This is a genomic window from Rahnella aceris, from assembly GCF_011684115.1.
In the GTDB taxonomy this organism is placed as follows: Bacteria; Pseudomonadota; Gammaproteobacteria; order Enterobacterales; family Enterobacteriaceae; genus Rahnella; species Rahnella aceris.
In genome coordinates this window covers 149,710-171,196 of record NZ_JAADJV010000002.1, presented here as the reverse complement: position 1 = coordinate 171,196, position 21,487 = coordinate 149,710, and the positions used below count along the sequence as shown (strand labels likewise).

Below are 21,487 nucleotides of genomic sequence, written 5' to 3'. Positions count from 1 at the left end.
CAGCCTTCTCCCGATTATTTAAAGGAATGTTCTTCACCCGGATACACGCCTTGCGCGACCTGATCAACATACAAACGCACCGCGCCACGAATATCGCCCGCTTCGCTGAGGAAGTCTTTGGCGAATTTTGGCGTATGGCCGCCGGTAATGCCGAATGCGTCGTGCATCACCAGAATCTGGCCGTCGGTCACATTGCCTGCGCCGATGCCGATAACCGGAATACTGAGTTCTTCGGTGACGCGGCGTGCCAGATCGACCGGCACACATTCCAGCACCAGCAGTTGCGCACCCGCTTCTTCGAGCATCATCGCATCTTTGATCAGCTGATTGGCGGCGACTTCATCGCGACCCTGAACTTTGTAGCCGCCGAAAATATTCACCGACTGTGGCGTCAGCCCCAGATGGCCACACACCGGCACTGCGCGTTCGGTCAGCATTCTGACCGTATCACACAGCCAGCTTCCGCCTTCGAGTTTGACCATATTGCCGCCCGCGCGCATCAGCACGGCGGCGCTTTCAAACGCCTGCTCCGGCGTGGCGTAACTCATGAACGGCAGGTCAGCGAGCAATAACGCGTGAGGTGCGCCGCGACGCACACAACGCGTATGGTAAGCAATTTCTTCTACCGTCACTGGCAGGGTGGAATCCTGACCCTGAACGACCATGCCCAGAGAATCGCCAATCAGCATGACGCTGATCCCTTGTTCCGCAAACAGCTGCGCAAAACTGGCGTCATACGCGGTAATGGTCGCAAATTTATGTTTTTCCTGCTTCCATTGGCGAAGCTGGCTCAGCGTGGTTGGTTTCATGAACACGTTCCTTTGAATAATTCATCGGATGAATACGATGCCAGTATTCTACTGTATGAGCCGAAAGTCAGACAGCTTGTTTGATAACGGGCAGGATGATCTGTGTCTTAAGAAGTGATTAAGAAGCCTCGGCTATAATGGCAAAAACGGAGGGAACCATGCGAATTCTATTGATTGAAGACGACAAGATGATTGGCGACGGCATCAAAGCCGGGCTGGCGAAACTGGGTTTTACGCTCGACTGGTTTACCGACGGGCTGACCGGCAAGGCCGCGCTTGACAGTGCGCCGTACGATGCCGTGATCCTCGATTTAAGCCTGCCGGGTATGGATGGTATGCAGCTTTTGCGTGAATGGCGAAAGGCTGGCCGGGATACGCCAGTGCTTATCCTCACCGCGCGCGATGCGCTGGAGCAGCGCGTCGGCGGGTTGCAGGCCGGTGCCGATGATTATCTGTGTAAGCCATTCGCGCTGGTGGAAGTCGCAGCACGGTTGCAGGCGCTGATCCGCCGTCGCCACGGCGTGATAACGCCGAAGGTAACCCATGGCGCAGTGGAATTTGATCCCGCAGCCCGCAGTGTGACGCTCAACGGAGAAGCCGTGACGCTGACCCCGCGTGAAGTGACTGTGCTGGAGTTGTTTCTTCGCAACAAAGGTCGTGTGCTGGCGCGTACGCTTATTCAGGAAAAGCTCTACAGCTGGGAAGACGAGGTCAGCAGTAACGCGGTGGAAGTCCATATTCACCATCTGCGCAGCAAACTTGGCAAAGGCTTTATTCGCACCGTGCATGGCGTGGGGTACACGCTCGGGGATGAGATAAAACCGGGTGAAGGAGGGGAAGCGTGAGGCGGCTGAAGAAACTGCAAAAGCTGAACAATCTGAGTCTGCGCCTGCGCCTTATCCTGCTTTTTTCCCTGCTGGCGCTGCTGACCTGGCTGATTGCCAGCGGTGTAGCGTGGCATCAGACCCGCAAACATATCAACGAAGTTTTCGATACCCAGCAGATGCTGTTCGCCAAACGTCTGGCTGCCACCGGCTTAGGCGACCGGCTCAATCTGCAAAAAGACACTGAGCTGCCGGACACTAAAAAAATGGTCCGCAAGGGCTCACGCGGCCATACCGATGACGACGCGCTGACGTTTGCCATCTTCAATCGTCACGGGCAGATGCTGCTCAATGATGGCGAGAACGGCAAACGCATCCGTTTTGACGGTGACACGCAGGGGTTTAACGATGTCGAGCTGAGAGGGGACAGCGATGTCTGGCGTATGGTCTGGCTGACTTCGCCGGACGGACAATATCGCGTCGCGGTCGGGCAGGAACAGGATTACCGCAATGATATGGCCTGGAGCCTGGTGAGTGGCCAGCTGACGCCGTGGCTGGCTTCGTTGCCCATTTTGTTACTGGCGCTGATTGTGATGGTGACGCTTGAACTGCGGCCGCTGCGCCGCGTGGCGGAAGGTTTGCGTCAGCGCTCGCCGGAAGATGCCGCGCCCATCGAGACTCATCAGTTACCCGGCGAGGTGTTGCCGCTGGCAAATGCGCTCAATTCTCTGTTTGACCGTACGAGTGAGATGCTGGTGCGTGAACGGCGGTTTACGTCTGATGCCGCTCACGAGCTGCGCAGTCCGCTGGCGGCTTTACGTGTGCAAACCGAAGTCGTACAGCTTTCCGGCGATGACGCTGAAATGCGCGACCATGCGCTGGAAAATCTGACGATCAGTATCGATCGCGCTACGCGGCTGGTGGATCAACTGCTGACACTTTCTCGGCTGGAAAGTTTTTCCACGCCTGAAGAGCTGGAACGTATCGACTGGCCTTCGCTGGTCACTCAAAGTCTGGCGGAACAGGATTACCGCGCGCACGGCAAAGGTATCGAATTACGTTTTGAACAGCAGGGCGTTCCGCCTGAAATGCGTGGTCAGTCGCTGCTGCTTTCGCTGATGGTGCGCAATCTGCTGGATAACGCGATCCGTTATTCGCCAGCCGGAACCTGCGTGACGGTGCGACTGAAACCGTGGGGAATGACGGTTGAAGATCAGGGGCCGGGCATCAGCAATGAACATCTGGCAAGGCTCGGTGAGCGTTTTTACCGGCCACCAGGACAGGAACAAACGGGCAGCGGATTGGGGATTTCGATCGTACAAAGGATCGCGCAGTTACATCATCTGAACGTGGTTTATCAAAATAGAGCAGAAGGTGGGTTGGAAGTGCGGGTAAGTCGCTGAGCGACTTACCATTTGGTCAGACCGTTAAGCGGCACGCGGGCGAGCAGAGTTTGCAAGGTTTCGCCGTCAGGGAACACCAGTTCTGGTGCCAGATCGGCCAGCGGATACAGCATGAATTCGCGGTTTTTCATGTCGTAATGCGGCACCGTTAAACGCTCGGTGTTGATCACCTGATCGCCATAAATCAGCATATCAAGATCTAACGTCCGCGGCCCCCAGCGTTCGGCTTTGCGAACGCGTCCCTGATTTTGCTCGATCCCTTGTGTGCAATCGAGCAACTCTTCCGGCGGCAGCAGCGTATCGAGCGCCACCACAGCATTCAGATAATCAGGTTGATCCTGTGGTCCCAGCGGTTTACTGCGGTAAAACGGGGATGCGGCCACAAAGCGGGTGCGCGGCAAATGTGCCAGCGCCTCCAGCGCACAGTTTACCTGGTCAAGCGGACGGGCAAGATTACTGCCCAGAGCCAGGTAAACGCGGATCATTGACCGCCATCCTTGCGCGGCGCCCGTTTACGCGGACGGCGGGTACGTGCACGGCGTGCAGGTACAGCGTCGTCACCCAACGTACCGAGCATGCTTTTCTGCGATGCCGGTGTCGCTTCCTGGAACTCGCCCCACCACTGCGCCAGACTCTGCAATTCGCGGTGCTGTTCGACTTCAGCGCGCAGTACCAGTAAATCATACGCCGCGCGGAACTTAGGATGCTCCATCAGCTTGTGCGCACGTTTGCCCTGACGACGTGACAGGCGCAGTTGCAGCGCCCAGATATCACGTACCAGCGTGGTAATACGTTTTGGAATGGCCAGCGTACGGCATTGCTCGTCGAGCACATCGTTCATTGCCAGCGCGAAGGCGTCGTAATAGGTCAGACCGCCTTCCTGCGCCAGCTTCTGTGCATGCTCGATCACCGGATACCACAGCATAGCGGCGAACAGGAACGCCGGATTGACGCGCTGATCGTTATGCAGACGGTGGTCGGTATTTTTCAGCACCTGAATCAGAATGTGTTCCATCGGGCTGTCGCCTTGCTCAGTAAACTGGCGGGCAATCAGCGGGAACAACGGCTGGAACAGCTGGTATTCACAAAGCTTTTTATACGTCTCGTAACCGTAACCGGCCTGCAACAGCTTCAGGGATTCTTCGAACAGACGCGCTGGCGGGATTTCCTGTAACAGCGTTGCCAGACGTGGGATCGGTTCGGCCGTTTCCGGGCTGATTTTCATGTCCAGTTTGGCTGCGAAACGAACTGCGCGCAGCATACGCACCGGATCTTCACGATAACGGGTTTCAGGATCACCGATCAGACGGATGATGCCGTTTTCCAGGTCGCGCAGACCACCGGTGTAATCACGTACGGTGAAGTCCGCGACGCCGTAATACAGGCTGTTAATGGTGAAGTCACGGCGCTGGGCGTCGTCTTCAATGGTGCCGAAAATGTTGTCGCGCAGCAGCATGCCGTTCACAGCCTGCTGGGATACGTTTTTATCTTCGGTTTCTTCGTGCTGTTCATGGTGACCGCGGAACGTCGCCACTTCGATGATTTCCGGCCCAAACATCACGTGAGCCAGACGAAAACGACGACCAACCAGACGGCAGTTACGGAACAGCTTGCGTACCTGATCCGGCGTTGCGTTGGTGGTGATGTCGAAATCTTTTGGTTTTTTATCCAGCAGCAAATCACGCACACCGCCGCCGACCAGGAAGGCTTCAAAGCCAGACTTGTTCAGGCGGTACAAGACTTTCAGGGCGTTTTCGCTGATATCACGACGAGAAATATTGTGCTCATCGCGGGGAATAATGGTCATCGCACGGGTTTCACCGGCGTAATCGAATGAGGGGCGCGGTTTCTGTACATGTTCGACAGAAGGGCGCGGAGCGCGCTGTACGTTGCGGTCGGCGCGCGGCTCGTTATTACGATCACCACGGTTATCGCTGCGTTCACCACGCGGCGGATAAGATGAAGAAGAGCGGCGGCTGTTGTTATTGCGGCGTTCGCCTCTGTTCGCGTTGTCTTCCCGACGGCCGCGATTTTCACGACGTTCAGGATTGTTTGCCTTCACATTGCCTTCGGCCACAGGAGACGGATCACGACGGGAATTCTCCTCGCGATTAGGTTCTCCATGAAGCGCGGCTTCGTCATGAACAGCCTTTTCTTCACGAACGACTTTATCTTCACGAACTAGCACCTTACGGCAAAAATTGGCTACTCGGGTAAAAATGGTACACCTCGATAGTGACTGAAAAAATTGACGTGACGCAAAAACAGCGGCTAATCATAGCTCACGACAGGCGCTTTGAGAATGCCGAAGTCACATCTGCTATGCATTAGCGCTCTGACGCGGTATCGCTGATGGTGTCCAGTGCGTTGTCGCCCAGCGTAATAATAAAGGCAAAGTGTAATCCTGCCAGTTTTCCGGCAACGTTTGCCCTAAAAATTTCAGCGCCTTAATGATAACCGGTCGCGGATCGCCTGCGGGCAGTGCCGGCGCGTGATTCTGCTTGGAAAGCTTGTTGCCTTCTTCATTGACGGCCAGTGGCAAATGCAGATATCCCGGCTGCGGATAACCCAGATGCCGGTACAGCGAAATCTGGCGCACGGTCGGTTCAATCAGATCCGCGCCGCGCACAATGTGATTCACGCCCTGAAAATGGTCATCGATCACTACTGCCAGATTATAGGCAAACAGCCCGTCGCGGCGACGGATAATAAAATCTTCTTCGGCCAGTTTAGGACTGGCCTGTAAATGCCCCTGAAAATCATCGTCAAAACCGTACACCGGCAACGTCTGATGCAGACGTATGGCCGCATTTTCCGGGCTGAGTTGCAGGCTGCGGCAGTGGCCGTCATAGGTGCCACCGATTTGCGCAATACGCTGGCGGGTACAGGTGCAGTAATAACTTTTTTGCTGCTGATACAGCCAGTCCAGCACGTCGCGGTAAGCGCCGTGACGTTTTGACTGCCAGAGCACATCGCCATCCCATTCCAGCCCGTAACGCTCCAGCGTTCTCAGGATACGGTCAGCAGAACCGGGGATTTCACGCGGCGGATCGATATCGTCAATGCGCACTAACCAGATGCCATTTTGTGAGCGGGCGTGCAGATAACTGCCGAGAGCGGCGATCAGGGAGCCAAAATGAAGGTCACCGGAAGGTGAGGGGGCGAAACGGCCTGTGTAGTGTTGTTCTTGCGGCATACGAATGGGGACAGCGTTAAAAGGGAACGCGGTGCATGACGCACCGCGTGGAACCCGGGGACTTAGCCAGCCATCTGCTTTTCGCGGATTTCTGCCAGAGTCTTACAGTCGATACACAAATCAGCGGTAGGACGGGCTTCAAGACGGCGGATGCCAATCTCAACACCACAGGAATCGCAATAGCCGAAATCCTCGTCTTCCACTTTTTTCAGTGTTTTTTCAATCTTTTTGATCAGCTTACGTTCACGGTCACGGTTACGCAGTTCGAGGCTGAATTCTTCTTCCTGAGCGGCACGGTCTACCGGATCAGGGAAGTTTGCGGCTTCATCCTGCATGTGTGAAACGGTACGATCGACTTCATCCCTGAGCTGATTGCGCCATGCTTCAAGAATCTTTTTGAAGTGAGCCAGCTGAGCGTCGTTCATATACTCTTCGCCCGGCTTCTCTTGATACGGCTGCACCCCAGCGATAGCGAGAATGCTCAAGGACGACGTCTTACGGGTTTGGCCTTCTTGCATGATGCTTCTCCTACATAACACGCACTATGTTCATCCACTTTTCCCGTTCCGGCATAGCCGCAACGTACAGGCTTCGAACATTTCGATCCCCAACGGGGGAAAAAATCAGGCCGCTATAAATAACAGAAGGCAACGAGGTTGGCAATTATTCATCGCAGGTGCTTGACAAGCCTGTGAGGAAAAGCGTATTCGCGACCTGTTTTTTATGCCGCCGACAGGTTATTACAGGGTTATCCGAACTCTTTATGTTCACTGGCTGATATTGCCAGCAGCGGTAACCTTTTTGTGAGGCGCATACCCTCAGCAGAAAGCTCAGCACTGTAGCACATCACTTCGACACCCTTGTTTTGGACATACTTCAGTAAATCGGTATAACGCGGATCAATATGGTGTGCAGCGGATACGCTTTCAATACCTGAATGTAAAACAGCGAAGAAAAGTACCGCCCGCTGCCCCTGCTCTGCCATCGACTGTAACTCGCGTAAATGCTTCTGACCGCGCAGTGTGACTGCGTCGGGAAAGAATCCCAACCCCTCCTGCAGCAACGTGACAGACTTCACTTCAATATAGCAGTCCGGTTGATTTTCTGCCTGTAACATCAAGTCTATACGGCTGTTTTCGGCGCCGTATTTTACTTCTGTTGTTAATTTACTGTAACCGGATAATTCCGGTATTTGCTGTTCATTGATTGCCTCACGGACCAGTTGATTGGCCCGCAGCGTATTGACGCAAATCCAGTGTTTTTGTTGGGTTTCGGTCAGTTCCCAGCTGTGTGGATATTTACGTTTGAGATTGTCCGAGGTGGAATACCAGACGGTGTCGCCGGGAGTCGCGCAACCGGTCATCGCGCCGGTGTTGGCGCAGTGCAAGGTCAGTTCCGTGCCGTCCGGCGTAATCACGTCAGCGAGAAACCGTTTGTAACGTTTGATCAGCGTAGCCGATTGAAGCGCAGGCTCGAAGTGCATGAAAGTTTCCGTGTGAAATGTTCTTGTTAAAAAGAGGGCTAAAAGAGATCAGGTTGCCTGCGTATCGCCCAGCGGCCAGGTTTGCAGGCAGTGATAACGGGTGCGCCCCCGCTCAAACAGGGATTCGTACAAACTGAATTCTGTGGCGTCCAGTTGCCAGCCAGGTGTGGCCGGAGGAACCGCGACCGGACGGGTCGCATTGCGGTACAGCGACACATGCGGATGAAACGGCAGTGTACTCTGATGACAACCGTTGCGCGCAGCGTGAGATCGCAATACGGACGCCAGTTGCAACAAGGCATTGGGCGCGCGTTTTGTGCCAATCCATACCACGCCGGAGCCCGGCCAGTGGCCAATATCATCCAGTACTACGCTGAATTTCTGTCCCTGAATGCGCCCGGCGACGCGGGTCAGCGCGGCCTCTTTGAGGGCGCTGACTTCACCGAGAAACGCCAGCGTAATATGCAGATTAGCGGCTGTGACGGGGCGGCCAGTGTCCGCCGGGAAGTGGTCCGCGCGCCACTTAATCACCTGCTTTTGCATTTTTGCGGGCAGCGATAAGGCGAAAAACAGGCGGCGTTCGGCAGACATAGAGATTCCTGTGAAGACAAATCACGGCAACATGCCGGATGTGGGGCTAAATGCTACAATGCCCGCCGTTTAAAGTTAACTCTCATGGAGCATTCATTGTCTTCTTTGCCGGTCAGCGCCGTACTCGAACCGCTTTTAGCTGCACTGCAACAGGCTCAGCAGGTGCTGTTGCTTGCGCCAACCGGTGCCGGTAAATCAACCTGGCTGCCGTTGCAGTTGCTGAAACAGGCCAACCTGTCGGGTAAGATCCTGCTGCTTGAGCCGCGCCGTCTGGCGGCGAAAAATGTCGCTTTCCGTCTGGCGCAGCAACTGAATGAAACGCCGGGGCAGACAGTGGGGTATCGCATGCGTGCAGAAAGCAAAACCAGCGCGGCGACCCGTCTTGAAGTGGTGACCGAAGGCATTCTGACCCGCATGGTACAGGCTGATCCCGAACTGACCGGCGTGTCGATGGTGATCCTCGATGAATTCCATGAGCGCAGTTTGCAGGCCGATCTGGCGCTGGCATTGTTGCTCGATGTGCAGAATGCGCTGCGCGATGATTTAAAAATTCTGATTATGTCGGCCACGCTCGACAACCTGCGCCTGTCTTCTTTACTGCCGGATGCGCCAGTGATTGAATCCGCAGGCCGCAGTTTTCCGGTCGACAGGCAGTATCTTTCTCTCGCGACACACGAACGGCTGGATGAAGGCGTGGCGCGGGTAGTCAGCCGTCTGATGAGTGAAAATCACGGCTCGATGCTGCTGTTTTTACCCGGTGTGGCGGAAATCACCCGTGTACAGAATTTGCTGACCGGCAGACTGACGGACGACGTCGATCTCTGCCCGTTGTACGGTGCGCTGTCGCTGGAACAACAGCAAAAAGCCATTCAGCCCTCACCGGCCGGACGCCGCAAAGTGGTGCTGGCGACGAATATTGCTGAAACCAGTCTGACCATCGAAGGTATCCGTCTGGTGGTCGACAGTGGTCTGGAGCGCAGCGCGCAGTTTGACCCGCGCAGCGGCCTGACGCGGCTGGTAACGCAACGCATCAGCCAGGCGTCGATGACCCAACGTGCGGGCCGTGCCGGTCGTCTGGAGCCGGGCTTGTGCTGGCATCTTTTCAGCAAAGAGCAGGCGGAACGCGCCAGTGCTCAGGCGGAAGCCGAAATTCTGCAAAGCGACCTGAGCAGTTTCTGGCTGGAGTTGTTGCAGTGGGGCTGTCAGGATCCGGCGCAACTTCAGTGGCTGGATGCGCCGCCCCCCGCTTCGCTGTCTGCCGCAAAAAATCTTTTACAGCAGCTTGGCGCAACCGATGCGCAGGGTAAACTCACCGCTGCCGGACAACGCATGGCCCGGCTTGGCTGTGAGCCGCGGCTGGCGGCGATGCTGATTTCTGCCACAGCACAAAGTCCCGATGCGCTGGCAACGTCGGCGCTGCTGGCGGCAATGCTTGAAGAACCGCCACGCGGCGGATTACCGGATATGGATTACTGGTTCAGCCGTCCGCAGGGAAACTGGCAGCGGCGGGCAAAACAACTGGCGCAGCGTACCGGCGCGAAAAGCGGTGAGCCTGATGCTTCGCTCGCGCCGTGGTTACTGGCGCAAGCGTTCAGCGATCGTATTGCCCAGCGTCGCGGCGAAGATGGCCGTTATCTGCTGGCGAACGGACTGGGGGCGTCCTTGCCGCAGGATGACGGATTAACCCGCGCACCGTGGCTGGTCGCGCCGCAGTTATTACAGGGCAACAACAGCCCGGATGCCCGTATTTTGCTGGCGATCACGCTGGATATTTCGCAACTTCCGTCGCGCCTGCCGGATGTCGTCAAAGAACAGACGGCGGTAGAATGGGATGAAGAAAAAGGCACGCTGCGCGCCTGGCGCCGCTGGCAGATCGGGCGTCTGGTGCTGAAAGCCAATCCGCTGGCAAAGCCGGACGACGGAGAGCTGCAACAGGCGCTGATCGACTGGATCCGCACGCAGGGTTTGCAGGCGCTGAACTGGTCGGTCGCCGCGGAGCAATTGCGCGTGCGGCTTCTTTGCGCCGCAAAATGGTTGCCGGAAGCCGACTGGCCTTCGGTTGACGATCAGGCTTTGCTCGACGGTCTGGAACGCTGGTTACAGCCTTCTTTACAGGGTGTTCGTTCGCTGAAATCGTTGCAGCAGGTTGATTTACATGATGCCTTGCTAAGGCTGCTTGACTGGCAACAGCGTCAGCGTCTGGACAGCGCGTTGCCGACTCATTACACCGTGCCGACTGGCAGTCGTCTGCCAATCCGTTATCATGCAGACCAGCCACCGGCGCTCTCGGTGAGAATGCAGGAGATGTTCGGCGAGCAGCGTAGCCCGCAACTGGCGGAAGGGCGTGTTGCTGTGGTGCTGGAACTGCTGTCACCGGCACAGAGGCCGTTGCAGATCACCGCCGATCTGGCGGCATTCTGGCAGGGTTCTTATCGCGAAGTGCAGAAAGAAATGAAAGGGCGCTATCCGAAACATCCGTGGCCGGACAATCCGGCGCAGGCATTGCCGACGCGCCGTACCAAGAAGTCTTCAGCGCCATGATGAAATGTGCATGGAAAGAACAATTTTTCAGACATTTCTTCTGGGCGAAACATAAAGCGGGGCACAGAGTAAGCGCCTTGCGGCCTGAACTTCAGGCCAGATAGACTATCCATTTGAAATCAAAAATGAAAATGACTCAGCTAAGCAGAATCATTATGACGAACACAGCAGCACGTTGGGAGATTGACTGATGTCTGGCGATGATCGCGAGCCGATTGGCCGTAAAGGTAAACCTGCCGGGCGCAAGCCTGCGCGGGCTCGTCCCGTTCGCCGTAGCCGCCGGGATGACGACTACGAAGAATACGAAGAGGAAATCGATGACGAGTATGAGGATGATGATGACTACGAAGAAGAACGGGAGTCACGCATGAGCCGTAAAGCCCCGCCGCGTAAAGCGAACAAAGGCGGGAAGAAAAGCGCCAGGCGCCGTCTGTTCTGGTTATTAGTCAAATTGTTTGTCGTCTTCCTGATTTTGCTGGGGATTTACGCGGTTTATCTCAACAAGCAAATTCATGACCGCATCGATGGCGGCAAAGTCTGGCAGTTACCTGCGGCGGTGTATGGCCGTCAGGTCAATCTTGAGCCGGACATGCAAATCAGCAAAGCTGAAATGGTCGGATTGCTGGAAGGCACGCAGTATCGCGAAGTGACGCGCATCACCCGTCCGGGCGAGTTTACGGTTCACGCGAATTACATTGATTTGCTGCGCCGTCCGTTTGATTTTCCGGAAGGAAAAGAAGGGCAGGTCAACGCCCGCCTGATGTTTGACGGCAACAGTCTTTCCGAGATTAAAAACCTGGATAACCAGCGTGATTTTGGTCTGTTCCGCCTCGATCCGCGTCTGATCACTATGTTGCAGGCGTCTAACGCCAACGGTGAACAGCGTCTGTTCGTGCCACGTTCCGGCTTCCCTGATTTGCTGGTCGATACGCTGCTGGCCACGGAAGACCGTCATTTCTATGAGCATGACGGTATCAACTTCTATTCCATCGGTCGTGCCGTGGTGGCTAACCTCACCGCCGGTCATGCGGTGCAGGGGGGGTCAACGCTGACGCAACAGTTGGTGAAAAACCTGTTCCTGACCAACGAACGTTCGCTGAGCCGTAAAGCGCGTGAAGCGGTGATGGCGATCCTGCTGGATGCAGATTACAGCAAAGACCGCATTCTTGAGCTGTATCTGAACGAAGTGTATCTCGGCCAGAGCGGTTCTGATCAAATCCGCGGTTTCCCGCTGGCAAGCCTGTATTACTTTGGCCGTCCGGTGAACGAACTGAGTCTGGATCAGCAGGCATTGCTGGTGGGTATGGTGAAAGGTGCCTCGCTGTACAACCCGTGGCGTAATCCGCAAATGGCCTTGCAGCGTCGTAATCTGGTGCTGCGTTTGCTGGTTGATCAGAAAGTTATCGATCAGGAACTGTATGACATGCTCAGCGCGCGTCCGCTGGGCGTGCAGCCGAAAGGCGGGGTGATTTCGCCGCAGCCTGCGTTTATGCAGATGGTGCGTCAGGAACTGCAGGCCAAACTGGGCGATAAAGTTCAGGATATGTCCGGGGTGAAAATCTTCACCACGCTGGATCCGATTTCTCAGGATGCGGCGGAAAAAGCGGTCGAGGAAGGCATTCCGTTACTGCGCAAGAAAAGCGGTTTGAATGATATCGAGACGGCGATGGTGGTGGTTGACCGTTATACCGGTGAAGTGCGGGCGATGGTCGGCGGCGCGGAAACGCAGTTCGCGGGCTTCAACCGTGCGATGCAGGCGCGACGTCAGGTCGGCTCGCTGGCGAAACCGGCGACCTATCTGACCGCGTTGTCTCAGCCGGATAAATACCGGCTCAATACCATCCTTGCCGATCAGCCGCTGACGTTGAAACTGGCAAATGGTCAGACATGGTCGCCGAAAAACGATGACCATCAGTTCCGCGGTCAGGTTCTGTTGGTGGATGCCCTGGCGCGCTCGATGAACGTCCCGACAGTCAATCTGGGGATGGCCGTTGGTCTCGACAACATCACCAAGACGCTGATTGATCTGGGGATCCCTAAAGAGTCGCTGAACCAGACGCCATCAATGTTGCTGGGTGCGATTGCGTTAACGCCAATGGAAGTTGCGCAGGAATACCAGACCATTGCCAGTGGCGGCAACAAAGCGCCACTGTCTGCGGTGCGCTCGGTAATTGCGGAAGACGGCACCGTGCTCTATCAGAGCTTCCCGCAGGCTGTGCGCGTGATCCCTTCTCAGGCAGCGTATCTGACGTTGTATGCCATGCAGCAGGTAGTGCAGGAAGGGACCTCGCGCGCACTGGCGAACAAGTTCCCGAAACTGCATCTGGCGGCGAAAACCGGTACGTCGAACGAACTGCGTGACAGCTGGTTTGCCGGTATCGATGGCAATCAGGTAGCGATCACCTGGGTAGGCCGCGACAACAACGGCCCGTCCAAACTGTGGGGTTCTACCGGTGCGCTGGTGCTTTACGGACGGTATCTGGAAAACGGCACACCTCAGCCCCTGGATCTGCAAATGCCGGAAGGCATCAGTACGATGAATATTGATGGCAGCGGTAACTTTGTCTGTGGCAACAGCGGCGGCTTGCTGGGCGGCAGTGGCGCGGTGCGTTCAATCCCGGTCTGGACTGATTCACCGGACGCCATGTGTCAGGCTTCTGTGAGCGCTGTTCAGCAACAGCAACAACAGATCCAGCAGCAACAGCAACAGCAACAACAACAGCAGCAATCCGGACAGCAGCAACAGCCACAATCTCAGGATGAGAAGAAAGACAGCAACGGCGTGGCGGGCTGGATCAAGGATATGTTTGGCTCAGGCAACTGATAATTAATTGATTTCGTAAAGCTAAAAAGGGCGCAATGAAAATTGCGCCCTTTTTTATTTGTCATTCTTAATCCAAATTTACCTACCCCATTTCACATTTCCAGCAAGCAAGTCACATTCATCCCCGTTTAATTTATAAGCGTTTTTACCCACGTTTAACATGAGGATACTTTTTATTCATTCGGAAAAGCCATGCATTAAATAGGCTTGCAGCCGCGTAAGCATTGAGCATAATATGCAACGTTCATAATAATAATTATCGTTTACATTCCCATTACTCTTCCAGAGATTATGCAATGGCTTCTCAATGCTCGCTTTCAACTTCAGTCCAAAAAGGTGCATTTAAGCGCCGGACGTTAGCTTTAACCCTCGCCGCTGCGCTGGGCTCTGCCGCGTTTTATGCGAGTGCAGCCACCAAAGCCCCGGCAAAAGAAGACACTATAAACGTGACCAGCTCGGCAATGGCCGAAGCGGCACCCGAATCTGCGTGGGGGCCGGCGGCCACTATCGCGGCAAAACACAGCGCGACCGGCACAAAAACCGACACGCCACTGGTGAAAACGCCACAATCTATTTCCGTGGTGACCCGTGAAGAAATGGACATGAAACAGCCTGCTTCAGTAAAAGAAGCCTTAGGCTACACGCCGGGCGTTTTCGCCAGCCGTGGCAGTTCCTCCACCTATGATGCGATCGCTATCCGCGGTTTCACATCGGTGAACACCAACCAGTATCTCGATGGCATCAAACTTCAGGGTGACAACTATTCTGAAGTGTCGATGGATCCGTACATGCTCGAGCGTGTTGAAGTGCTGCGCGGGCCGTCTTCCGTTCTGTACGGTAAGAGTAATCCGGGCGGTGTAGTCAGCATGGTCAGTAAACGCCCGACCACTGAACCGCTGAAAGAAGTGCAGTTCAAAATGGGTACAGACAACCTGTACCAGACCGGCTTTGATTTCAGCGACGCCATCGACGACGCGGGCGTGTATTCCTACCGTCTGACCGGCGTGGCGCACAGCCAGGATACTCAGCAGGAGATGGCGAAAGAGAAACGCTACGGTATCGCGCCGTCTTTCACCTGGCGTCCTGATGATAAAACCAGCTTCACTTTCCTGAGCAACTTCCAGAACGATCCGGATGCCGGTTTCTACGGCTGGTTACCGCGTCAGGGCACCGTGGTGCCGTATTACGACGCCAACGGAAAAGCACACAAGTTGCCGACCGACTTCAACGAAGGCGAAGAAAGCAACAAGATGTCCCGCAACCAGAAAATGGTCGGTTACAGCTTCGAACACGGCTTTAACGACACCTGGACCGTGCGTCAGAACCTGCGTTACACCAAACTCGATACCCAATACAAAGGCGTTTACGGCACCGGTTATGTCGGGAATGGCGTGATGAGCCGCGCGTACGTTCAGTCAAAAGAGAAACTGGCTAACTTCGATGTGGATACCCAGGCGCAGGCTAAATTTGCCACCGCAGATGTCGATCACACCTTGCTGATGGGTGTGGATTACATGCGTATGCGTAACGACATTGATGCCGATTATGGTTCCGCCAGTAATCTGAACATGAGCAACCCGCAGTACGGCAACAGTAATGTGTCCTTGTACTTCCCGTATGAAGTTCTCAACCGTCAGGAGCAAACCGGTCTGTACGCACAGGATCAGGCGGAATGGAACAAGTGGATCCTGACCGTCGGCGGTCGTTACGATTTCGCAAAAAGCTCGACGTTTACCCGTTCAAGCAACAGCGCTACGCAAATTAATGACCAACAGTTTACCTGGCGCGGCGGTCTGAATTATCTGTTTGATAACGGCATCTCCCCGTACTTCAGCTACAGCGAATCCTTTGAACCGACAGCGGGTTCTAACAAGAATGGGAAGCCGTTTGATCCATCAATCGGTAAACAGTACGAAGCGGGTGTGAAATACATTCCGAACGATCGTCCGATCAGTCTGACGGCGGCCGTATATCAGCTGACGAAAACCAAAAACCTGACCAACGATCCTACCGATCAGACGAATACCTTCAGCGTTCAGTCAGGTGAAATTCGTTCCCGTGGTCTGGAACTGGAAGCGAAAGCCGCACTCAACGCCAACATCAACATGACGGCGTCTTACACCTATACCGATGCGAAGTACACGCACGACCTTGCTTATGAAGGCAAGCGTCCTGCTGAAGTGCCTGCGAACATGGCATCACTGTGGGCGGATTACACCTTCCACGAAACTGCACTGAGCGGTCTGACTGTGGGTTCCGGCGTTCGTTACTTCGGTTCAACCTCCAGCTTCTACACGACGGGCGATAAGACTAACGAAGCCTTTAATGTTGCCGGTTACACACTGGTTGATGCGACGATCAAATACGATCTCGCACGCTTTGGTCTGCCGGGCTCTTCCGTTGGCGTGAACGTCAATAACCTGCTGGATCGCGAGTATGTGGCAAGCTGCTACCGCGATTACGCCTGTTACTGGGGCGCGGAGCGTCAGGTGGTTGCCACCGCAACCTTCCGTTTTTAAGAGTCTTCGAATAGTCAGTATGTAAGCACTAAAATCCGGGCACGCAGGTCGTGCCCGTTTCCTGTTCTCAACCCGATGTCGACGTAGAAAATCTTATGCCTGATAACAACGTACATCCGTCTTCCCCGCTGCCAGACAGCGTCTTCCGCCTGCAGGACGTGAGTTTCAGCGTCCCGGGACGCACGCTTCTCGCGCCATTATCCCTGACCTTTGCGCAGGGGAAAGTGTGTGGCCTGATTGGTCACAACGGGTCAGGAAAGTCGACGTTATTAAAAATGCTCGGGCGGCATCAGTCTGCGACATCTGGAACGATTTACCTCAATGACACGCCGCTGGCGCAGTGGGACAGCAAAGCTTTTGCGCGTCAGGTTGCCTATTTGCCGCAGCAACTCCCCGCCGCAGAAGGCATGACCGTGCAGGAACTGGTGGCGATTGGCCGCTATCCGTGGCACGGCGCACTGGGTCGTTTCAAACATCAGGATAAAGAAAAGGTCGAAGAAGCCATTGCGCTGGTCGGCCTCAAACCGTTCGCCCGGCGTCTGGTGGACAGCCTCTCCGGCGGCGAACGTCAGCGTGCCTGGCTGGCGATGATGGTGGCGCAGGACAGCCGTTGCCTGCTGCTCGATGAACCGACCTCTGCGCTGGATATCGCCCATCAGAAAGATGTGCTGGCCTTGATCCAGCGTCTGAGCCGTGAGAAGGGCTTAACCGTGATCGCCGTGCTGCATGATCTGAACATGGCTGCCCGCTATTGCGATCAACTGATGGCGCTGCGCGGTGGTGAAATGATTGCCCAGGGCGCGCCGGAAGAGATGATGCGCGGCGATGTACTGGAACAGATTTATGGCATTCCGATGGGTATTCTGCCGCATCCTGCGGGTGGCGCGCCGGTGAGCTTCGTATACTGATATGTCTGATATTTCAAATTTTTCCGGAATCACCCGTCGTCGTCTGTTGCAGATGATGGCGCTTTCTCCGTTGCTGACCTCGGTGCCTGCGCTGTCGGCATCGCGTCCCGATCTCAGCCGCATTATTGCTCTCGAATGGTTACCGGCTGAACTGCTGATCGCACTCGGCGTGATGCCGCTGGCGATTGCCGATATCCGTAATTACAACACCTGGGTGGTTGAACCACCGCTGGCACCGGGCGTGATTGATGTCGGTCAGCGTACCGAACCCAATATGGAACTTATCCAGCAGCTAAAACCTTCGCTGCTGCTGATCACCGCCGGTTATGGTCCGACGACCAGTCAGCTCGAATCCATCGCGCCGGTTCTGGGTGTCAAAGCCAATGACGGTTCGGCAAAACCGCTCAATCTGGCCATCAGTTCCCTGCATAAACTGGCGGATCGTCTCGGTTTACAGGATCGCGCCGAAACGCATTTGCAGCTGTACCGTGACACGCTGTTGCAAACCCGCGAACAACTGAAGCCGGTCGCGCAGCAGCCGCTGCTGTTAATCACCTTTATTGATACGCGCCACGTTCTGGTGTTTGGCATGGGCAGCATGTTCCATGAAGTGATGGGTGAGCTCGGGCTGACCAACGCCTGGGCCGGGGAAGGCAGTTTCTGGGGCAGCGTATCGGTCGGCGTCGAGCGCCTGACCCGTATTAAAAACGCCCGCGTGTTGTGTTTCGAACACGACAACGCCGACATGATGGAGGCAGTAGCAAAAACGCCGCTGTGGAAATCCATGCCGTTTGTGCGCGCGAACCAGTTCAGCATCGTGCCCGCCGTCTGGTATTACGGTGCAACCTTCAGCGCGATGAATTTCTGCAAAATTCTCACCAGCACTCTGGGGAAACCGGTATGAACCGCCGTTCATTCAGCGTTTCGCTGACTCTCCTGATTCTGCTGGCGCTGGCCGCCGGTGCGCTCAGTCTCTACAACCTGAATCAGCAACTGCCTTATGCGCAGTGGCGCGGGGCGTTGTGGCAGCCTGATATCGATAATGTCCAGCAGATGCTTTTCCATTACAGCCTGCTGCCGCGCGTCGCTGTGGCCTTGCTGGCCGGTGCCGGGCTGGGGCTGGTTGGTTTGCTGTTCCAGCAGGTATTACGTAATCCGCTGGCAGAGCCCGCGACGCTGGGTGTTTCGGCAGGCGCGCAGCTCGGCCTGACGGTCGCCACGTTGTGGGCACTGCCGGGCGGGATGATCACCCAGCAGTTTGCCGCCATGGCTGGCGCGGTGGTGATTGGTGCACTGGTGTTCGGCATCGCCTGGGGCAAACGCATGTCACCGGTCACGCTGATCCTCGCCGGTCTGGTGCTGGGCTTGTATTGCGGAGCGGTGAATGGCCTGATTGGCATCTTCAACTACCAGAACCTGCAAAGTCTGTACATGTGGAGCAGCGGGGCGCTGAACCAGCAGGACTGGGATATCGCGAACTTCCTGCTGCCGCGGGTGATTATCGTCTGGCTGCTGGCGTTTCTGTTGCAGCGTCCGATGACGCTCCTGGGGCTGGATGATGGCGTCGCCAAAAATCTTGGCCTCGGCCTGTCAGCGGCGCGTCTTGCTGTGCTGACGCTGGCGATTTTAATGAGTGCGCAACTGGTCAATGCGGTCGGGATCATCGGTTTTATCGGCCTGTTTGCCCCGCTTCTGGCGAAAATGCTCGGTGCACGTCGTCTGGCTGCACGGCTGATCATTGCGCCGGTTATCGGTGCGCTGCTGCTTTGGCTTACCGATCAGGTGATGCAAACCCTCACCACATTTTGGATGGAGATTCCGACCGGTGCCGCGACAGCGCTGGTGGGCGCGCCGCTGCTGTTATGGCTGCTGCCGCGTTTACGCAATAACATGACACCGCCGCCAATGGATCAGGGCGATCACGTACCGGTTGAACGTCAGCATCTGGTGCGCTGGATGTCACTGGCGCTCGCCGTGCTGTTACTCGGGCTGATGGTTGCACTGATGGCCGGACGCAATGCCACTGGCTGGAGCTGGTCCACCGGTGCAGATTTACAGGCGCTGCTGCCGTGGCGTTTGCCGCGCGTGATGGCGGCGCTGGCTGCGGGTATTATGCTGGCGTCATCCGGTGTGCTGATCCAAAAACTGACCGGTAATGCGATGGCCAGCCCGGAAGTGCTGGGGATCAGTTCCGGTGCGGCGACCGGCGTGGTGGTGATGATGTTTATCGTCCCGGGCGATGCCTTTGTCTGGCTGCTGCCTGCGGGCAGTGCGGGTGCGGCGCTGACGTTGCTGGTGATTATGGTGGCCTCGGGGCTGCGAAGTTTTTCGGCCGAACGTATGTTACTGACCGGTATCGCGCTCAGTACCGCTTTCACCACGCTGATGACGTTGCTGCTGGCGAGCGGCGATCCGCGAATGGGTGGCCTGCTGACCTGGCTTTCAGGTTCAACCTATTCCGTATCCGCTGAAGCCGCCTGGCGAACGCTGATTCTGGCCGGGGTGCTGATGGTTCTTGTGCCATTCTGCCGCCGCTGGATAAATATTTTACCGCTGGGGAGCGTGACCGCAAAATCAGTCGGACTGGCGCTGACGCCCACCCGTCTGGCGATTTTACTGCTGGCGGCGGTGATGACGGCGGCGGCAACGCTGACTGTCGGGCCGCTGAGTTTTGTCGGGCTGATGGCACCCCATATGGCGCGCATGATGGGCTTTCGCCGGGCGGTTCCGCAGTGGATGGTCGCCAGTATTCTCGGCGGGTTGCTGATGGTCTTTGCGGACTGGTGCGGACGGATGATCATCTTCCCGGATCAGATCCCGGCTGGTCTGCTCGCCACCTTTATCGGTGCGCCGTACTTTATTTATCTGCTGAGAAAGCAGGCGGGATAGAGAATTTCAGCCAATAGAAAATAGGGATGTTAGAGCAGATTTTTCTTTGGACGCGGCCTTAGTTCCTCCCCTTCGCAGGGGAGGGAGCGGACTTGACTGGCGCTTAAAGCTTAGCGAAACAACGTCGTGCGGCATCAATCGTGCGCTGAATATCTTCCGGCGTATGCGCGAGAGACATAAAGCCTGCTTCGAAGGCGGAAGGGGCCAGGTAAACGCCTTCTTCCAGCATCAGATGGAAGAACTTTTTGAAACGCTCAACGTCGCATTTCATCACGTCCTGATAGCAGGTCACGGTTTCTGCATCGGTGAAGAACAGCCCGAACATGCCGCCGACGTGGTTCACCACGAACGGAATATTTTCTTTCTGCGCCGCGTCCAGCAAGCCTTCGGCCAGTTGGGTGGTGCGTTCGGTCAGGGTCTGATGTACGCCCGGTTGCGCGACCTGCGTCAGGCAGGCAATACCGGCCGCCATGGCAATCGGGTTACCGGAAAGCGTGCCTGCCTGATAAACCGGACCGGTCGGTGCCAGCGCTTCCATCACGTCGCGGCGTCCGCCAAATGCGCCCACCGGCATGCCGCCGCCGATGATTTTACCCAGACAGGTCAGGTCAGGCATCACATCGTAATACTCCTGAGCACCGCCCAGTGCGACGCGGAAACCGGTCATCACTTCGTCGATGATCAACAGTGCGCCAAATTCATCACAAATTGCGCGCAGACCCGGCAGGAATTCCGGTAATGGCGGCACGCAGTTCATGTTGCCTGCGACCGGCTCCACGATGATGCAGGCGATGTCGTCAGGGAATTGCTCGAATGCAGCACGGACGGAATCGAGATCGTTATAGGTACAGGTCAGCGTATGTTTGGCGAAATCAGCCGGGACACCCGGCGAGTTCGGCTGGCCGAGGGTCAGCGCGCCGGAACCGGCTTTCACCAGCAGGCAGTCGGCGTGGCCGTGATAGCAGCCTTCGAATTTAACGATTTTATCGCGATGGGTGAAACCACGCGCCAGACGGATCGCGCTCATCGTCGCTTCGGTGCCGGAGTTCACCATACGCACCATGTCCATGCTAGGCACCAGGCCGGTCACCAGCTCGGCCATTTTCACTTCCATCTCGGTCGGTGCACCAAAGCTCAGGCCGCGCTCAGCCGCCTCAATCACCGCATTGCGGATTTCGGCGTTGTTATGGCCAAGCACCATCGGTCCCCATGAACCCACGTAGTCAATGTAGGCTTTACCATCGGCATCAAACAGGAAAGCGCCGTCAGCGCGCGCGATGAATAAGGGGACGCCGCCAACGCCGGAGAAGGCACGTACCGGCGAGTTAACACCGCCCGGGATTAGCGCTTGCGCCTGCGTGAACAGACTTTCTGACTTACTCATTATTCGGCTCCTGAATTGCTGGGTTCAATATGTCACGGAAAGATTTATGCGCCCATTCTAGTGAACTGAGCGGCGTTATCAAACCGCTAACCGTGCGGCATTTTGTTGCAGATCCT

The 21,487-nt window shown here is 56.1% G+C and carries 16 protein-coding genes; 8 read left to right on the top strand and 8 right to left on the bottom strand.

Annotated features, from left to right (window positions below):
* Nucleotides 1–14: 14 nt before the first annotated feature.
* A complete protein-coding gene (gene panB, locus GW591_RS13215) occupies nt 15–809 on the bottom strand; it encodes a 3-methyl-2-oxobutanoate hydroxymethyltransferase (protein ID WP_013576949.1) in 795 nt (264 codons plus the stop codon).
* A 158-nt stretch (nt 810–967) separates the two neighbouring features.
* Between panB and qseB the strand changes: the two genes are divergently transcribed.
* Complete coding sequence (gene qseB, locus GW591_RS13210; protein WP_013576948.1) at nt 968–1,654, top strand: quorum sensing response regulator transcription factor QseB; 687 nt, start codon at nt 968–970, stop codon at nt 1,652–1,654.
* Nucleotides 1,655–1,677: 23 nt separating this feature from the next.
* Nucleotides 1,678–3,036, top strand: coding sequence for a quorum sensing histidine kinase QseC (gene qseC / locus GW591_RS13205; protein ID WP_173362117.1), 1,359 nt, complete (start codon nt 1,678–1,680; stop codon nt 3,034–3,036).
* 5 nt (nt 3,037–3,041) lie between these two features.
* Here the strand turns inward: qseC and folK are convergent, their stop codons facing one another.
* The 6 genes from folK to thpR form a co-directional block, all read right to left on the bottom strand.
* On the bottom strand, nt 3,042–3,521 hold the full coding sequence (folK, locus tag GW591_RS13200; protein ID WP_013576946.1) for a 2-amino-4-hydroxy-6-hydroxymethyldihydropteridine diphosphokinase: 480 nt from the start codon (nt 3,519–3,521) through the stop codon (nt 3,042–3,044).
* On the bottom strand, nt 3,518–4,843 hold the full coding sequence (pcnB, locus tag GW591_RS13195; RefSeq protein WP_037033568.1) for a polynucleotide adenylyltransferase PcnB: 1,326 nt from the start codon (nt 4,841–4,843) through the stop codon (nt 3,518–3,520). Before pcnB ends, folK begins: the two co-directional genes overlap by 4 nt.
* A 513-nt stretch (nt 4,844–5,356) precedes the next feature.
* Nucleotides 5,357–6,232: a tRNA glutamyl-Q(34) synthetase GluQRS gene (gene gluQRS / locus GW591_RS13190; RefSeq protein ID WP_013576944.1), complete on the bottom strand. Its 876-nt coding sequence runs from the start codon at nt 6,230–6,232 to the stop codon at nt 5,357–5,359.
* A 62-nt stretch (nt 6,233–6,294) separates the two neighbouring features.
* Nucleotides 6,295–6,750 (bottom strand): RNA polymerase-binding protein DksA, encoded by a 456-nt coding sequence (gene dksA / locus GW591_RS13185; RefSeq protein ID WP_013576943.1) that lies wholly within the window; start codon nt 6,748–6,750, stop codon nt 6,295–6,297.
* 230 nt (nt 6,751–6,980) lie between these two features.
* On the bottom strand, nt 6,981–7,715 hold the full coding sequence (gene sfsA / locus GW591_RS13180; protein WP_013576942.1) for a DNA/RNA nuclease SfsA: 735 nt from the start codon (nt 7,713–7,715) through the stop codon (nt 6,981–6,983).
* A gap of 48 nt (nt 7,716–7,763) precedes the next feature.
* Nucleotides 7,764–8,306 (bottom strand): RNA 2',3'-cyclic phosphodiesterase, encoded by a 543-nt coding sequence (gene thpR / locus GW591_RS13175; protein WP_112150941.1) that lies wholly within the window; start codon nt 8,304–8,306, stop codon nt 7,764–7,766.
* Between the two features lie 96 nt (nt 8,307–8,402).
* Here thpR and hrpB point away from each other — a divergent pair, with 96 nt between their 5' ends.
* The 6 genes from hrpB to fhuB all read left to right on the top strand — a co-directional run bounded on the left by hrpB (nt 8,403) and on the right by fhuB (nt 19,987).
* A complete protein-coding gene (hrpB, locus tag GW591_RS13170) occupies nt 8,403–10,847 on the top strand; it encodes an ATP-dependent helicase HrpB (protein ID WP_166860934.1) in 2,445 nt (814 codons plus the stop codon).
* 190 nt (nt 10,848–11,037) lie between these two features.
* Nucleotides 11,038–13,671 (top strand): bifunctional glycosyl transferase/transpeptidase, encoded by a 2,634-nt coding sequence (mrcB, locus tag GW591_RS13165; protein ID WP_112197469.1) that lies wholly within the window; start codon nt 11,038–11,040, stop codon nt 13,669–13,671.
* A 296-nt stretch (nt 13,672–13,967) separates the two neighbouring features.
* Nucleotides 13,968–16,190, top strand: coding sequence for a ferrichrome porin FhuA (gene fhuA / locus GW591_RS13160; RefSeq protein WP_166860779.1), 2,223 nt, complete (start codon nt 13,968–13,970; stop codon nt 16,188–16,190).
* Nucleotides 16,191–16,285: 95 nt separating this feature from the next.
* The gene (gene fhuC / locus GW591_RS13155) at nt 16,286–17,098 is read left to right on the top strand and encodes a Fe3+-hydroxamate ABC transporter ATP-binding protein FhuC (protein ID WP_119262085.1); all 813 of its coding nucleotides are present in this window, start codon (nt 16,286–16,288) and stop codon (nt 17,096–17,098) included.
* Nucleotide 17,099: 1 nt separating this feature from the next.
* Nucleotides 17,100–18,002, top strand: a complete 903-nt coding sequence (gene fhuD, locus GW591_RS13150; protein ID WP_013576936.1) for a Fe(3+)-hydroxamate ABC transporter substrate-binding protein FhuD — start codon at nt 17,100–17,102, stop codon at nt 18,000–18,002.
* Entirely contained in the window at nt 17,999–19,987 is a 1,989-nt protein-coding gene (gene fhuB, locus GW591_RS13145) for a Fe(3+)-hydroxamate ABC transporter permease FhuB (protein ID WP_166860777.1), read from the top strand. Before fhuD ends, fhuB begins: the two co-directional genes overlap by 4 nt.
* 103 nt (nt 19,988–20,090) lie before the next feature.
* On the opposite strand, the gene hemL is transcribed toward fhuB, so the two are convergent.
* Nucleotides 20,091–21,371 (bottom strand): glutamate-1-semialdehyde 2,1-aminomutase, encoded by a 1,281-nt coding sequence (gene hemL / locus GW591_RS13140; RefSeq protein WP_013576934.1) that lies wholly within the window; start codon nt 21,369–21,371, stop codon nt 20,091–20,093.
* Between the last annotated feature and the right edge of the window lie 116 nt (nt 21,372–21,487).

Coding starts and splice junctions, on each gene's coding strand:
- panB (WP_013576949.1), bottom strand. CDS start 809: ATGAAACCAACCACGCTGAGCCAGCTTCGCCAATGGAAGCAGGAAAAA.
- qseB (WP_013576948.1), top strand. CDS start 968: ATGCGAATTCTATTGATTGAAGACGACAAGATGATTGGCGACGGCATC.
- folK (WP_013576946.1), bottom strand. CDS start 3,521: ATGATCCGCGTTTACCTGGCTCTGGGCAGTAATCTTGCCCGTCCGCTT.
- pcnB (WP_037033568.1), bottom strand. CDS start 4,843: ATGACCATTATTCCCCGCGATGAGCACAATATTTCTCGTCGTGATATC.
- gluQRS (WP_013576944.1), bottom strand. CDS start 6,232: ATGCCGCAAGAACAACACTACACAGGCCGTTTCGCCCCCTCACCTTCC.
- dksA (WP_013576943.1), bottom strand. CDS start 6,750: ATGCAAGAAGGCCAAACCCGTAAGACGTCGTCCTTGAGCATTCTCGCT.
- sfsA (WP_013576942.1), bottom strand. CDS start 7,715: ATGCACTTCGAGCCTGCGCTTCAATCGGCTACGCTGATCAAACGTTAC.
- thpR (WP_112150941.1), bottom strand. CDS start 8,306: ATGTCTGCCGAACGCCGCCTGTTTTTCGCCTTATCGCTGCCCGCAAAA.
- mrcB (WP_112197469.1), top strand. CDS start 11,038: ATGTCTGGCGATGATCGCGAGCCGATTGGCCGTAAAGGTAAACCTGCC.
- fhuA (WP_166860779.1), top strand. CDS start 13,968: ATGGCTTCTCAATGCTCGCTTTCAACTTCAGTCCAAAAAGGTGCATTT.
- fhuC (WP_119262085.1), top strand. CDS start 16,286: ATGCCTGATAACAACGTACATCCGTCTTCCCCGCTGCCAGACAGCGTC.
- fhuD (WP_013576936.1), top strand. CDS start 17,100: ATGTCTGATATTTCAAATTTTTCCGGAATCACCCGTCGTCGTCTGTTG.
- fhuB (WP_166860777.1), top strand. CDS start 17,999: ATGAACCGCCGTTCATTCAGCGTTTCGCTGACTCTCCTGATTCTGCTG.
- hemL (WP_013576934.1), bottom strand. CDS start 21,371: ATGAGTAAGTCAGAAAGTCTGTTCACGCAGGCGCAAGCGCTAATCCCG.